The 13,761-nt window shown below is 65.6% G+C and carries 12 protein-coding genes and 1 tRNA gene; 9 read left to right on the plus strand and 4 right to left on the minus strand.

Annotation, left to right across the window (positions count from 1 at the left end; all coding sequences use genetic code 11):
* Positions 1 to 111: 111 nt before the first annotated feature.
* Both AB4Y73_RS13730 and AB4Y73_RS13735 read left to right on the plus strand, forming a co-directional pair.
* Positions 112 to 1,782, plus strand: a complete 1,671-nt coding sequence (locus tag AB4Y73_RS13730) for an ABC-F family ATP-binding cassette domain-containing protein (protein ID WP_441872428.1) — start codon at positions 112 to 114, stop codon at positions 1,780 to 1,782.
* Positions 1,779 to 3,692: an ABC transporter ATP-binding protein gene (locus tag AB4Y73_RS13735; protein ID WP_441872429.1), complete on the plus strand. Its 1,914-nt coding sequence runs from the start codon at positions 1,779 to 1,781 to the stop codon at positions 3,690 to 3,692. Before AB4Y73_RS13730 ends, AB4Y73_RS13735 begins: the two co-directional genes overlap by 4 nt.
* Positions 3,693 to 3,762: 70 nt before the next feature.
* Here the strand turns inward: AB4Y73_RS13735 and AB4Y73_RS13740 are convergent, their stop codons facing one another.
* From AB4Y73_RS13740 to AB4Y73_RS13750, 3 genes are all read right to left on the minus strand, one after another.
* The gene (locus tag AB4Y73_RS13740; RefSeq protein ID WP_441872430.1) at positions 3,763 to 4,191 is read right to left on the minus strand and encodes an NUDIX hydrolase; all 429 of its coding nucleotides are present in this window, start codon (positions 4,189 to 4,191) and stop codon (positions 3,763 to 3,765) included.
* 19 nt (positions 4,192 to 4,210) lie between these two features.
* A complete protein-coding gene (locus tag AB4Y73_RS13745; RefSeq protein WP_441872431.1) occupies positions 4,211 to 4,684 on the minus strand; it encodes a DUF6314 family protein in 474 nt (157 codons plus the stop codon).
* A 1-nt stretch (position 4,685) separates the two neighbouring features.
* Positions 4,686 to 4,758, minus strand: a tRNA-Arg gene (locus AB4Y73_RS13750).
* Between the two features lie 83 nt (positions 4,759 to 4,841).
* Between AB4Y73_RS13750 and AB4Y73_RS13755 the strand changes: the two genes are divergently transcribed.
* Positions 4,842 to 5,603 (plus strand): DUF998 domain-containing protein, encoded by a 762-nt coding sequence (locus tag AB4Y73_RS13755; protein WP_441872432.1) that lies wholly within the window; start codon positions 4,842 to 4,844, stop codon positions 5,601 to 5,603.
* Here the strand turns inward: AB4Y73_RS13755 and AB4Y73_RS13760 are convergent.
* Entirely contained in the window at positions 5,575 to 6,225 is a 651-nt protein-coding gene (locus AB4Y73_RS13760; protein WP_441872433.1) for a hypothetical protein, read from the minus strand. The two genes, AB4Y73_RS13755 and AB4Y73_RS13760, sit on opposite strands and share 29 nt — an antisense overlap.
* A 32-nt stretch (positions 6,226 to 6,257) precedes the next feature.
* Here AB4Y73_RS13760 and AB4Y73_RS13765 point away from each other — a divergent pair, with 32 nt between their 5' ends.
* The 6 genes from AB4Y73_RS13765 (at position 6,258) to AB4Y73_RS13790 (ending at position 13,708) form a co-directional block, all read left to right on the plus strand.
* Positions 6,258 to 7,085, plus strand: coding sequence for an inositol monophosphatase family protein (locus AB4Y73_RS13765; protein WP_441872434.1), 828 nt, complete (start codon positions 6,258 to 6,260; stop codon positions 7,083 to 7,085).
* A 176-nt stretch (positions 7,086 to 7,261) separates the two neighbouring features.
* Complete coding sequence (gene pcrA / locus AB4Y73_RS13770; RefSeq protein WP_441872479.1) at positions 7,262 to 9,808, plus strand: DNA helicase PcrA; 2,547 nt, start codon at positions 7,262 to 7,264, stop codon at positions 9,806 to 9,808.
* Positions 9,809 to 9,861: 53 nt separating this feature from the next.
* Positions 9,862 to 10,569 (plus strand): hypothetical protein, encoded by a 708-nt coding sequence (locus AB4Y73_RS13775; RefSeq protein ID WP_441872435.1) that lies wholly within the window; start codon positions 9,862 to 9,864, stop codon positions 10,567 to 10,569.
* 223 nt (positions 10,570 to 10,792) lie between these two features.
* Positions 10,793 to 11,962, plus strand: a complete 1,170-nt coding sequence (sucC, locus tag AB4Y73_RS13780; RefSeq protein WP_441872436.1) for an ADP-forming succinate--CoA ligase subunit beta — start codon at positions 10,793 to 10,795, stop codon at positions 11,960 to 11,962.
* Between the two features lie 11 nt (positions 11,963 to 11,973).
* Complete coding sequence (gene sucD / locus AB4Y73_RS13785; protein WP_441872437.1) at positions 11,974 to 12,876, plus strand: succinate--CoA ligase subunit alpha; 903 nt, start codon at positions 11,974 to 11,976, stop codon at positions 12,874 to 12,876.
* A 427-nt stretch (positions 12,877 to 13,303) separates the two neighbouring features.
* Positions 13,304 to 13,708, plus strand: a complete 405-nt coding sequence (locus AB4Y73_RS13790) for a tautomerase family protein (protein ID WP_441872438.1) — start codon at positions 13,304 to 13,306, stop codon at positions 13,706 to 13,708.
* Positions 13,709 to 13,761 lie beyond the last annotated feature (53 nt).

The raw sequence follows: 13,761 nt of genomic DNA on the forward strand, positions 1-13,761 counted from the left end.
AGTGCCCCGGCACTTTTGCGGGCTGGTTTGCTGCGGATTCAACGCAATTCTGCCTCTTCAGGCGGGGTCATCCGGGCCATCCGCAGGCCGGGCGAGAGGACAGACCAAGCCATGACAGCAACCCTTGTTGCCAAAGACCTTTCCGGCGGCCACGACCACCGGACACTTTTCTCCAAGCTCTCCCTTACGGTGGCTCCCGGCGATGTTGTAGGCGTGGTGGGTGCCAACGGCGCCGGAAAATCCACCATGCTGCGCCTGCTGGCCGGAGTTGACCAGCCCCAGGACGGGAGCGTTAGCCTCGCCCCCGCCGATGCGTTTGTGGGCTGGCTTCCCCAGGAACACGAACGCGTGCCCGGAGAAACCGTGGCTGGTTACATCACCCGGCGCACCGGCTGTGCCCGGGCGACGGCGGAAATGGAGTCCACTGCCGAAGCGCTCGGTTCGGGGGCCCCGGGCGCTGACGACGATTATTCCCTCGCCTTTGACCGCTGGATGGCGTCCGGCGCGGCGGACCTCGACGAACGCATCCCGGCCGTCCTCGCCGATCTCGGGCTGGAAACCGGCCCCGACGCCCTCATGACCGGGCTCTCCGGCGGCCAGGCCGCCCGCGTAGCACTGGCCGCCCTGCTGCTCAGCCGTTTCGATGTGGTGCTCCTGGATGAGCCCACGAACGACCTGGACCTGGCGGGGCTGGCCAAACTCGAGGCCTTTGTCCAAGGCCTCCGTGGCGGCGTGGTGCTGGTGTCCCACGACCGCGAGTTCCTGGCCCGCTGTGTAACCACCATCGTGGAACTGGACCTCGCCCAGAATTCAGTCGCTGTGTACGACGGCGGCTACGAGGCTTTCCTGGAGGAACGCGCGGTAGCCAGGCGGCACGCACGCGAAAAGTTCGACGAGTTTGCCGCCACCAAGGCAGACCTTGTCTCGCGGGCCCGGACCCAGCGCGAATGGAGCTCCCAAGGCGTGCGGAACGCCATGAAGAAAAGCCCGGACAATGACAAGATCCGCCGCGCGGCCAGCACCGAATCATCCGAAAAGCAGGCCCATAAGGTCCGGCAGATGGAGTCCCGGATTGCCCGGCTGGACATGGTGGAAGAACCCCGGAAGGAATGGCAGCTGCAGTTCAGCATCGGCCACGCGCCGCGGTCCAGTGCGGTCGTGGCCACCCTGCGTGACGCCGTCGTCCAACAGGGGGACTTCACCCTGGGCCCGGTGAACCTGCAGCTCAATGCGGGGGAGCGGATTGGCATCACCGGTCCCAACGGGGCGGGCAAGTCCACACTGTTGCGCCTGCTCCTGGGCGTTCAGGCACCGGACTCAGGCAACGCCGCGATGGGCGCCTCGGTGGCCGTCGGCGAAATTGACCAGGCCCGCGGACTGCTGGCCGGCCACCTCAATCTGGCGGACGCCGTCGAGGCTGTCCTGACGGACCTGACCCCGGCCGAAGTCCGCACCCTGCTGGCTAAATTCGGGCTGAAGGCCGACCACACCACGCGGCCCGTGGATTCCCTCTCACCCGGCGAACGGACCCGCGCTGCGCTGGCACTGCTGCAGGCACGCGGGGTGAACCTGCTGGTCCTGGACGAACCGACAAACCACCTTGACCTGCCCGCCATCGAGCAGCTGGAGGAGGCCCTGGGAAGTTATGAGGGTGCTTTGTTGTTGGTAACCCATGACCGGAGGCTGCTGGAGAACGTTCAGCTGGACGTCCGGTGGAATGTGGACAACGGCGTCGTCACCGAACTGTTGGGCCACGGCGCCCCGAAAGGCATCAACTCATGAGCATGGACCGGGTGGCCTGGAGCTCCCTTTACAACATCACGCGCGCTTCGAGCGGCTCCAAGCCGTTCTCAAAGGCGACGCTCAAACGTGTCTTCACGTTCGCCCGGCCGCACAAGGGCAAGCTGATCGCCTTCGTGCTGTTGTCCATCGTGATGGCCGTCCTGGCCGTCGCCACGCCGGTCCTCGCCGGCCAGGTGGTTGACGCAATCATCGCCGGCGCGGGTACCAGCGTCGTCGTCTGGCTGGCCGTGCTGATCGCCATTGTGGCGGTCGCCGAAGCCGGGCTGGGACTGGTCACCCGCTGGCTTTCCTCCACGATCGGCGAAGGCGTCATCGTGGATCTCCGCACGAAGGTCTTCGACCACGTACAGAAGATGCCCATCGCCTTCTTCACCCGCACCCGGACCGGTGCCCTGGTGAGCCGGCTCAACAATGACGTGATCGGTGCGCAGTCGGCCTTCGCCGGCACCCTCTCCGGCGTGGTCAGCAACGTCGTCGCCCTCGCGCTGACCCTTGTGGTGATGCTGGGCAAATCCTGGCTCATCACCGTGCTCGCCATGATCCTGCTGCCACTCTTCCTGATCCCCGCCCGGCGGATGGGTTCGAAGCTGGCGGACCTGCGCCGCGAAGCTGCGGAGCACAACGCGTCAATGGGCACCCAGATGACTGAGCGGTTCTCCGCTCCGGGCGCCACGCTGGTGAAGCTGTTCGGCCGGCCGGATGAGGAATCCCGCGAGTTCGCCTTGCGGGCGGGCCGGGTGCGTGACATCGGCATCCGGACGGCGATGCTGCAGTTCACTTTCGTAACCGCCCTGACACTTGTCTCGGCGCTGGCTCTCGCTCTGGTCTACGGCCTCGGCGGCTTCCTGGCGTTGCAGGGGCAACTGGCAGCGGGCGACGTCGTGGTGCTGGCACTGCTGCTCACCCGCCTGTACGCGCCGCTCACGGCGCTTTCCAACGCCCGGGTGGAGATCATGAGCGCCCTGGTCAGTTTCGAGCGGGTCTTTGAGATCCTGGACCTCAAGCCGCTCATCGAGCAGAAGCCGGATGCGGTGTCCTCTCCCGCCGGGCCGCTGTCCGTGGAGTTCGACGACGTCCGCTTCTCCTACCCTTCGGCCGACAAGGTCTCGCTCGCCTCACTGGAGGACGTTTCCACCCTGGACACCCGCGGCGGCGAAGAGGTGCTGCACGGCATCAGCTTCCGTGTGGAACCCGGCCAGACCGTTGCCCTCGTGGGCTCCTCAGGGGCCGGCAAGTCAACCATCGCGCAGCTGCTCTCGCGCCTGTATGACGTGGATTCCGGCGCCGTCCGCTTTGGCGGAGCCACCCCCGGCACCGGCGTTGACGTCCGCGACCTCACCTTCGATTCGATGCGGCAAACCCTCGGCATGGTCACGCAGGACGGGCACCTGTTCCACGAGAGCATTGCCTCCAACCTGCGCCTGGCCCGCCCGGAGGCCAGCGACGAGCTCATGTGGGATGTCCTGCGGCAGGCCCGGCTCGAGGCCATGGTCCGGTCCCTTCCCGACGGCCTGGACACAGTGGTGGGGGAACGCGGTTACCGGCTTTCGGGCGGCGAACGCCAGCGGCTCACCATTGCCCGCCTGCTCATTGCGCAGCCGCGCGTCGTGATCCTGGACGAGGCCACGGCGGCCCTGGACTCGACCAATGAAGCTGCTGTCCAGGAGGCCCTTGGTGCCGCGCTCGAAGGGCGCACCGCCGTCGTGATCGCTCACCGGCTCTCCACTATCCGCGCCGCCGACGTCATTCTGGTGGTGGAGGACGGGCAGATCGTGGAACGCGGCACGCACACGGAGCTGCTGGCGGCCGAGGGACGCTACGCCGAGCTGTACCGGACGCAGTTCGCCGAGGCCACGGCGGTGGCTGAGGAAGCAGTGCCGGAGTTCTAAGGGCCCAGCCTTCCCCAACTGAGTAGCAGTAGGTGTCGTTTTGAGCCCTCAAAACGACACCTACTGCTACCTACTTGGGGCCGGGGCGGGAGGCGGCCAGTTCCGGCAGGATGTAGTCGGTCAGGAGCGGGGCGAGGTCCGTTGGCGGCGGCGCACCCCCTGCCAGCGCAGCAAGGTCCAGCCAACGGATCTCGGCGATCTCGGCCGACGGACCGGCTGTCCACGTGCCGGGTGCCAGGAACACGGTGGCCTCGATGTCAGTGGCGGCCTCGTTCGCGGCGTCGGCAATCCAGACGCCCATCAGTTCGAGGTCGCCCGGGGCAACGATGATCCCCACTTCCTCTGCCAACTCCCGCGACGCAGCCTGGACGGCCGTCTCGCCGGGTTCGGGCTTGCCGCCGGGGTGCATAAACATGCTGGTTCCGCGTTTGCGGACAGTCAGGAGCCGCCCGGCGTCGTCGAATACGCAGACGGCGGAGACAACAATGCGCGCTTTCACGGATTTGAGCCTAGCCGTTTCATGGCAGTCGCCGAAGCATCGACGTCAGGAGCAGGTCCTTGCGCGGCCCGCTGACCTCCCACGTGTAGCTGAACGCGTCAAGGCCCTCATACGCATAGGCCACGCGGTAGGTATCGGGATCGCACCAGTGCCGGTCCAGGTTGGCTTCCGGGGCAAAGCTCATCCGATGGAAGGGCCGCCCATCATCGAAAAACACGTCCAGGGCGTCCGGCCGGTCGGCAAGGCGGAGGAGGTATTCGCGGGAGGCGGGGCCGGTGAAAGTAGGCCAGCGCATGGTGCCTTCCTCGCGGAGGATCAGTGCGTCGTCGTCCGTTGGAGAATAAATGACGACGCCGGTGAAGGTTCCGCGGGTGCCTGCGGACCGATCCAGCAGTTGGCGCTCGAGGGCCCACTTTCCCGCAATGGCGGGGCCAGCCGGCGCCGGGCCGAGCAGGTAGGCGCGGAGGCCGAACTCCGGTGCGGGAAGGTTCAAGTGCCCTCGATTGGAATCGAACCAACGACACCGGCTTTAGGAGAGCCGTGCTCTATCCACTGAGCTACGAGGGCGCGTGTCCGCTGTCCCGGCAGGGCCGGTCCGTCCGGACACGGATACAAGCATACAAGGTGGGAGGCCGTACTACGCTCTTGGCATGAGTTCAGCCCCTACGTCCACGCCCGCAGCGGTCTTCATCCCGGACACGGCGTCCACCCGCCACTACATCGGCGCCTGGTCCGTCCTGAGCGTCCTGCAGTATTTTGTGGCGGAAGCGGCCGTGATCGGAGGTTGGGCGGGCCCGCGGCCATATGACCGCCGGACCGGCTACATCAGCGACCTCGGCGCGATCCACTGCGGGATCTATGACGGCCGGGACGTCTGTTCGCCGCTGCACTGGCTGATGAACGCTTCCTTTGTGGTCCAGGGGCTCGGCATGCTCCTTGGCGCACTGCTGCTGACATCGGGACTGCTGTGCGTCGCCGCTCGGCCCGGAGCACGGGTCCAGCCCGGCCGCCGGAAGCCCTGGCTCGCCGCGATTTGGGTCAGGATCCTGGTCGGCACCGCCGGCGCCGGGACCATGATCGTGGGACTGGTGCCGGAGGACCTTGGTTCCGGCTGGCACTACACCGGCGCGCTCATGTACTTCATTGCGGGCGCGCTGGCGGTCCTGGTGCTGGGTGTGTTGTGGCTGCGGCAGACGCCGCTCGGCTGGTTCGTCCTGGTGTGCGGGTTAGCGTCGTTCGCAGCACTGGTGACCGGGGGCCTGACCAGGATGCACGTGCCCGAACCCGGCACACTGGAGCGGCTGATGGGGTATCCCGTGACGGTCGGCGTTGCGGCAGCGGGCCTGGTGATAGCCCAGCGCGTGCAGCAGCACCGGCGGGCAATCAGGGCCGCTGCTGCTGCCCGGGCTTAGCTGTCTCGGCGGACTTTTTGCCTAGGAACACCGCCGCGGCACCGGCCAGCAGGCTCACAACGAACAGCACCCAGCCCGCAACGGTGAGGCCGGACGCCAGGGCGATCTGGCCGGCATCGGCCGTTTCTGCTGCCAGCACTGAATCCACGGTCACGTTGGCCCACAAACGGACCACCACAAAGAGCATCGGGACGGCCCACAGGGCCCACCGGAGCCATTTCCCGGCCACGTTGGTACCGATTAGCAGCAGCCAGGTGAACCCAAAGATGAGCGGGAACAGCGTGCCGGCGGTTTTGTGGATGTAGTTGAGCTGGCCTCGGGCGTCGTCGTCCATCGCCGCCTTCAACTGGCCAACGTAGGACGTATCGAAGCCGCCCACCAAGGAATCCGGCATAGCCATCCCGCCGGACAGCTGCGTCATCTGGTTCAGCACGAGCAGGTGCAGGTACCAGAACAGGAAGAGGCTGGCCACCACGCCCGCGATCACAATCAGCTTGGAATTGCTTTGGGCCTTCTGCGGGGAGCGGGCCGTGGTGGGGTTGATCACCGGCGGAAGGCTGTGCTGCGGGACAACCGCCTTGGAGCCGTGCTTCTTGATCCGCTGCGCTGGGGTTTTGGCCATGGCACCATTATGGCGCTGCATAGACTGGTCCTATGACCACTGGCAGGCATAGCGCCCTCGAACTTGACCCCGCTTTGGACAACTACCAGCTGGCATCGGCCCTGGTTCGTGAAGCCGGGCAGTTGGCGCTCCTGATGCGCATGGCCGGCCTGCAGTCCCGGCAGAAGACTTCGGTTTCGGACGTGGTGACAGCGGCGGACCACGCAGCCGAGGCCTACGTGCTGGAGCAGTTGCGGCGCTGCCGGCCCGAGGACGGCATCCTGGGCGAGGAGGGCGCCTCGGTGGCTGGCACCAGCGGCCGGACCTGGGTGATTGACCCCGTGGACGGGACCTACAACTTCCTGCACGGTTCCACCTACTGGTGCTCGGCCATTGCCCTGAAGGACTCCGCAGACGTGCTGCTGGGTGCGATCTTCCAGCCGGAGGAGGACAAACTGTGGCTCGGCGGAACGGCGCAGGCCGCGACGCTGAACGGAGAGGCCCTGACGGCCTACCAGGAGGGTGGCGCCCGCAACCGTAACGCGCTCGCGGAACTCGGGGCTGCCACCTACATCCACCCCACCTGGCTCATGGATCCCCTCTGTGCCATGCCCTGGCACGCGGCCGCGACCTCCGCCGCCGCCCTGCGGATGTTCGGCTCCGGGTCCTGCGACCTGGGCCGCGTGGCCGACGGGCAACTGGGTTGCTGGTTCCAGCACAGCTGCCCGGAATGGGACTGGCTGCCGGGCAAAGCGATTGTTCAGGCTGCCGGCGGTGCCACGGACTCGGTGCAGGTCAACGGGCTGCAGTGGTTCATGGCGGGAGGCACGACGGCGGTGGGGGAGTTGCGTGCAGCCCTCCTGTCCGGCTCGGTCACCTGAGCCGTGGCTCATCGGAGTTTTTGTCCAGATAATGCCGTGTGGGGCGGCTTTTAGGCGCATTATCTGGACAAAAACTCCTTCTGGTCCGGGGTGGGGACCTGTGGGCGGGTGCGGTGTTATCCACAGGTTGAACCTGACTGTCAGCCCCACCGCCTAGACTTGTAGGCACCATGGATATGTTGTTTGACCCCTACTCTGACGGACCGTTCAAGGCCGCATCGGCAGCCTCAGCCCGCACCAAGTCGCGCCCGGAAGGCCTTTCCCAGGCTGCCGAACTGGGTGGCGGCGGGACCGGCCACCAGCGCCCGGACAGTGCGCAGAGCACGGGCGGCTGGGCCAGCCAGCAGCACCGCGGAGAGGGCAACGAAGACCAGCCGCACCACCGGCCGAATGCGGCGGAACTGCTGCAGGGGCTCAACCCGCAGCAGGAAGAGGCCGTTAAGCATGCCGGCAGCGCCCTGCTGATTGTGGCCGGCGCCGGTTCGGGCAAGACCCGTGTGCTCAGCAACAGGATCGCGTACCTGATCGCCACGCACCGCGCCCATTACGGCGAAATTCTGGCCATCACCTTCACCAACAAGGCTGCCGCCGAAATGCGGGAGCGCATCGCGGCGCTGGTGGGCGGCCGGGCCAAGATCATGTGGATCTCCACCTTCCACTCCTCCTGCGTGCGTATCCTGCGCCAGGAAGCGGCCAACGTTGGCCTGAAATCGAACTTCTCCATCTACGACTCCGCCGACTCCCTGCGGCTGGTCACACAGGTTTCCAAGAGCCTGGACCTGGACCCCAAGAAATTCGCGCCCAAGGCCATCCAGCACAAGATCTCCGCGCTCAAGAACGAGCTGATCGACGCTGATTCCTTTGCCTCCGCCGCCAACTTCAACGATCCGTTTGAAAGCGCGGTGGCGGACGTCTTCAAGGGCTACACCCAGCGGCTGCGCCAGGCCAACGCGATGGACTTCGACGACCTCATCGCCGAGACCGTCTACATGTTCCGGGCCTTCCCGGCGCTCGCGGACTCGTACCGCCGCCGGTTCCGGCACGTCCTGGTGGACGAATATCAGGACACCAACCACGCCCAGTACGCCCTGGTCCGGGAAATCGTGGGCGAAGGCCCGGGAGCGTCCGAGCTGACGGTGGTGGGCGACTCCGACCAGTCCATCTACGCCTTCCGTGGGGCGGACATCCGCAACATTGTGGAATTCGAAAAGGACTACCCGGAAGCACGCACCATCAAGCTGGAGCAAAACTACCGTTCCACGCAGAACATCCTTACGGCCGCCAACTCAGTGATCTCACGCAACCCCAACCGGCCCGAGAAGCGGCTGTGGACGGCCGAGGGTGAAGGCCACAAAATCATCGGCTACGTGGGTGAAAACGAGCACGACGAAGCCCAGTTCATCGCCAAGGAAATCGACCGGCTCCAGGACGAGGACAACCTCCGCCCCGGGGACGTGGCCATCTTCTACCGCACCAACGCGCAGTCCCGCTCCATTGAGGACGTGCTGGTCCGGGTGGGCCTGCCGTACAAGGTAGTGGGGGGCACCCGCTTCTACGAACGCAAGGAAATCAAGGACGCCCTCGCGTACCTCCGGGTCCTGGTCAACCCGGACGACGACGTCAACCTTCGCAGGGTGCTTAACGAACCCAAGCGCGGCATCGGTGACCGCGCCGAGGGTGCCGTGGCGGCGCTGGCCCAGCGGGAGCGGATGTCGTTCATGGCGGCTGCCCGGCGTGCCGAGGAAGCCCCGGGCATGGCAACGCGTTCCGTCAACGCCGTCCTGGGGTTCGTGAAGCTGCTCGATGACCTCGCCGAAGTCGCCACCGGCTCGGGCGCCGCCGCTGCGCTGGAAGCCGTGCTGGAACAGACCGGCTACCTCGCCGGGCTGCGTTCCAGCACGGATCCACAGGACGAGTCCCGCGTGGAGAACCTGGCGGAACTCGTCGCCGTCGTGCGTGAATACGAACAGGAGAACCCGGAAGGTTCCCTGGGTGCCTTCCTGGAGCAGGTGTCCCTGGTGGCCGACGCGGACCAGATCCCGGACGCGCCCGGGGCTGACATCGACGCCGCCGTGGCGGAGGCCAAACGCCTTGGCGTGGTCACGCTGATGACCCTGCACACCGCCAAGGGCCTTGAATTCCCGGTGGTGTTCCTGACCGGCATGGAGCACGGGCTGTTCCCGCACCAGCGCTCGGCAACGGACCCCAAGGAGCTCGCCGAAGAGCGGCGGCTGGCCTATGTGGGCCTGACCCGCGCCCGCAAGCGTCTCTACGTCACCCGCTCCGAAGTCCGCAGTATGTGGGGCCAGAGCCAGTACAACCCGGCCAGCCAGTTCCTCGAGGAAATTCCGGCCGAGCTGGTCGAATGGAAGCGCGAAGGCACCAGCCGGCAGTCCGGCGGCTGGGGGAGCGGTGGGTCCATCGGCTCCAGCCGGTACAGCGGATCGTTCTGGGGCGCAGGCTCCTCCCGCGGGGCCGCCGCGGACTCCTCGGCCGGTTTCAATGCGGACGTTCCCGCTGTCATCGCCAAGAACCGGGTCCAGCCACAGAAGGAAATCGTGGCCGTCAGCGTGGGGGACAAGGTGAACCACACCAGCTTCGGCAACGGCACGGTGCTTGCCCTCGAAGGGGCAGGGGACAAGACCGTGGCCAAGGTGAAGTTCGACGTCGGCGAGAAGCGGCTCCTGCTCCGTTACGCGCCGCTGACGAAGCTCGACGCCTGAGCGCGGGCACGTAGGGATATTCGCGAACGGGGCCACCCCGGCTGCCGGGCATAATGGAGGCCATGCGACGGACTGTATTGGGGCTCCTGGCCGCCCTCTTTGTGGTGACCGCCACGGCCTGCACTGTCACCACCCAGGACCCTGGTTATGTGGCTCCGCCGCCGCTGCCGCCCTTGGAACAGTTGGAACGGGCGGCCCTGGTGGACCCGGCCGGGTTCCGGGTTGGCCAGGACGTTCTCTCGTTCATCACCGAGGACCGGAATATCGTGTGCTCGCTGACGTCTGCCAAGGGAGAGCACCTCAATCTCCCGTACGAGCTGAACAGTTTTACCGACAGCGCCAACGACAAGCTGGCCACCGTCCCCGTCGCCCACTGCGAACTGGCGAACTACCCCAAACCTGCCGCCAGCGATGTTCGGGACGATTGCGCCGGCACCGGTCTGGGCTACCTCGGCGGCACGGCGCTGCTCACGCCGGACAAGGCCACATACGGGGAATGCCGTTCCGGCGTCACCCAAATGGAGGCCACCTACGGCCCCAAGGGAAGCAAGAGCGGCCCGCTCAGCGAAATTCCCGTCCTGGCAGACGGGGCCAACCTGGAGCGGAACGGGCTCCGCTGCTCGCCATATAACCATGGCGTAGCGTGCGGGAACGTATCCGCAGGTGTTGCCTTCTTCGTCGCCAGGGATCATTACGAAGCCTTTTCCAAGGGTGCCAAAGCCGCCGTTCCGGCACCGGCTGAGGCCCCAAAAACCCCGTAATGTAGGGCTTTTTCTACGTTCCATAGAATAGTGTGCTTACTCACATAAGAGGTACTGTGGAACGGGCCGGTCCTCAGAGAGGACTAGAGTTCCGAGTGGAGCATTGCACGCTGTGGCTCGTTTCCGGACAGGACGCAGGTGTTTGCAATCCGCAGCCCGGTCATCGTCTGACGATGGTGCCCGACTGTACAGAAACTACTTCGACGTAGAAGGACACTAAACCGTGGACCTGTTTGAATACCAGGCGCGCGATATGTTCGAGGCGCACGGTGTACCCGTGCTTGCCGGCATCGTGGCGTACACCCCAGAAGAAGCAAAAGCAGCAGCCGAAAAAATCGGCGGCGTGACTGTTGTCAAAGCACAGGTCAAGGTTGGCGGTCGCGGCAAGGCCGGCGGCGTCAAGGTAGCCAAGACCGCTGATGAAGCACTTGAGCACGCCACCAACATCCTGGGCATGGACATCAAGGGCCACACCGTCAAGAAGGTGATGATTGCCCAGGGTGCCGACATCGCCGAGGAGTACTACTTCTCCGTGCTGCTGGACCGGGCCAACCGCAACTACCTGGCCATGTGCTCGGTTGAAGGCGGCATGGAAATCGAACAGCTCGCCGTCGAACGCCCCGATGCGCTGGCCAAGGTCGCTATCGACCCCGCCGTTGGCATCGACCAGGCCAAGGCTGACGAAATCGTTGCAGCCGCCGGCTTCTCCGAGGAACTGCGCGGCAAGGTCGCCGCCGTGATCCTCAAGCTCTGGGATGTCTTCAAGAAGGAAGACGCCACCTTGGTGGAGGTCAACCCCCTGGTCAAGACCGGCGCGGGCGACATCGTGGCACTGGACGGCAAGGTCTCGCTGGACGAGAACGCCGAGTTCCGCCACGCCAAGCACGCGCAGCTCGAGGACAAGGACGCTGCAGACCCGCTTGAGGCCAAGGCAAAGGCGCAGGACCTCAACTACGTCAAGCTCGACGGCGAAGTGGGCATCATCGGTAACGGTGCCGGGCTGGTCATGTCCACCCTGGACGTCGTTGCCTACGCCGGTGAAAACCACGGCAACGTCAAGCCCGCCAACTTCCTGGACATCGGCGGTGGAGCTTCCGCCGAGGTCATGGCTGCAGGCCTCGACGTCATCCTCGGCGACGAGCAGGTCAAGTCCGTGTTCGTGAACGTCTTCGGTGGCATCACCGCGTGTGACGCCGTCGCCAAGGGCATCGTTGGCGCGCTGGCCGAGCTGGGCCACAACGCGAACAAGCCGCTGGTAGTCCGCCTCGACGGCAACAACGTTGAGGAAGGCCGCCGCATCCTGGCCGAGGCCAACCACCCGCTGGTTACCCTGGCCGCCACCATGGACGAGGGCGCCGACAAGGCCGCCGAGCTCGCCAACGCAGCTAAGTAAAGGGACGCACCATGTCTATCTATCTGAACAAGGACTCCAAGGTCATCGTCCAGGGCATCACCGGCGGCGAAGGCACCAAGCACACCGCCCTGATGCTGAAGGCCGGCACCAACATCGTGGGCGGCGTCAACGCCCGCAAGGCCGGCACCACCGTCCTGCACGGCGACGCAGAAATCAGCGTTTATGGCACCGTCAAGGAAGCCATGGCTGAAACCGGCGCCGACGTCTCCATCGTCTTCGTCCCGCCGGCATTCACCAAGAACGCCGTTGTTGAAGCCATCGAAGCCGGCATCGGCCTCGTGGTTGTCATCACCGAAGGCGTGCCCGTCCAGGATTCCGCCGAGTTCTGGGCACTGGCCCAGTCCACGGTTGACGCCGACGGCAACCAGGTCACCCGCATCATCGGACCGAACTGCCCCGGCATCATCACCCCCGGTGAAGCACTGGTCGGCATCACGCCGAACAACATCACAGGCAAGGGCCCCATCGGCCTCGTGTCCAAGTCCGGTACCCTGACCTACCAGATGATGTACGAGTTGCGTGACCTTGGCTTCTCCACCGCCATCGGCATCGGCGGCGACCCCGTCATCGGCACCACGCACATCGACGCCCTGGCCGCGTTCGAAGCTGACCCCGAGACCAAGGCCATCGTGATGATCGGCGAAATCGGTGGCGACGCTGAAGAGCGCGCCGCCGAGTTCATCAAGGCCAACGTCACCAAGCCGGTCGTCGGCTACGTGGCGGGCTTCACCGCTCCCGAAGGCAAGACCATGGGCCACGCCGGCGCCATCGTCTCCGGTTCCGCCGGAACCGCGCAGGCCAAGAAGGAAGCCCTCGAGGCTGCAGGCGTGAAGGTCGGCAAGACGCCGTCCGAGACCGCAACGCTGCTGCGCGAAGTTTACGCAGCGCTCTAGGCACCACAGCACCACAGCACTACAACGCGGGGTCACTTTCGGCCCCTTCCCGCCGCCGGGAAGGGCATTAAGTGACCCCGCGTTGCTGTTTAACGCACGACGGCGTCCGTCACCTTCCCCGGAAGGCGGCGGGCGCCGTCGTGCGTTAAGTGCGTCCCGCGACTTTCACGGCGGTCGCCCACCTTGCAAGCAGGGGAGGATGGCCGCCGTCGGTGTTCGATGCTTCGCCGGATTCTGCCCAATCATTCGAGGGGACGAGCTTTGCGGGCGCGGGATCGAGCGGTTTCGGCCGGTGGCGGAGCGAATGATGGAGCAGGATCAGTTTCAGCCCGGCCGTAGCAGCCCGACAACACAGGCCTGCAAACCCTTCTTGTGTCGACGCCCAGCCATTTGTTAGTATGTCAGGACAAACTATGGAGGAGAAGCAATGCCGCTGGTTCGAATTGATGTCAACGCAGGCCGAAGCCCCGAGGAGCTGGGCAATGTCAGCCGCCGCATCCACGATGCCATCCTGGCCGAGTATGGCATTCCGGAGCGGGACTACTTCCATATCGTCACGGAGCACGCGCCGGGCCAGATATTCGCCCAAGACGCCGGTCTCGGCTTTGAGCGCAGCACCGGCGTGGTGATGATCCAGATATTCACCCAGGAAGGTCGCAGCCAGGAAGCCAAGCAGTCCCTCTTTGCGGCTATCGCCGACCGGCTGGCCGAAATTGGGGTGGCCGGTGAGGACGTTTTCCTTGGCTACGTGGAAAACAGTGCAAGCGACTGGTCCTTCGGGTTCGGCCGCGCCCAATACGTCACCGGCGAGCTGGCCGTCCCGCGCAAGTAGGGGCTTTGCGGGGAGCCTGTATTTGGGCTGCCGGGAACGCTCCTTCAGAAGAC

Source organism: Pseudarthrobacter sp. TAF60_1, assembly GCF_052113505.1.
Taxonomy (GTDB): Bacteria; Actinomycetota; Actinomycetes; order Actinomycetales; family Micrococcaceae; genus Arthrobacter.

Excerpts from the sequence above, each read along its gene's own strand:
- AB4Y73_RS13760 (WP_441872433.1), bottom strand. The coding sequence starts at position 6,225 with ATGGCCAAAACCCCAGCGCAGCGGATCAAGAAGCACGGCTCCAAGGCG.
- AB4Y73_RS13735 (WP_441872429.1), top strand. The coding sequence starts at position 1,779 with ATGAGCATGGACCGGGTGGCCTGGAGCTCCCTTTACAACATCACGCGC.
- AB4Y73_RS13755 (WP_441872432.1), top strand. The coding sequence starts at position 4,842 with ATGAGTTCAGCCCCTACGTCCACGCCCGCAGCGGTCTTCATCCCGGAC.
- AB4Y73_RS13765 (WP_441872434.1), top strand. The coding sequence starts at position 6,258 with ATGACCACTGGCAGGCATAGCGCCCTCGAACTTGACCCCGCTTTGGAC.
- AB4Y73_RS13730 (WP_441872428.1), top strand. The coding sequence starts at position 112 with ATGACAGCAACCCTTGTTGCCAAAGACCTTTCCGGCGGCCACGACCAC.
- AB4Y73_RS13790 (WP_441872438.1), top strand. The coding sequence starts at position 13,304 with ATGCCGCTGGTTCGAATTGATGTCAACGCAGGCCGAAGCCCCGAGGAG.
- pcrA (WP_441872479.1), top strand. The coding sequence starts at position 7,262 with ATGTTGTTTGACCCCTACTCTGACGGACCGTTCAAGGCCGCATCGGCA.
- AB4Y73_RS13775 (WP_441872435.1), top strand. The coding sequence starts at position 9,862 with ATGGAGGCCATGCGACGGACTGTATTGGGGCTCCTGGCCGCCCTCTTT.
- sucD (WP_441872437.1), top strand. The coding sequence starts at position 11,974 with ATGTCTATCTATCTGAACAAGGACTCCAAGGTCATCGTCCAGGGCATC.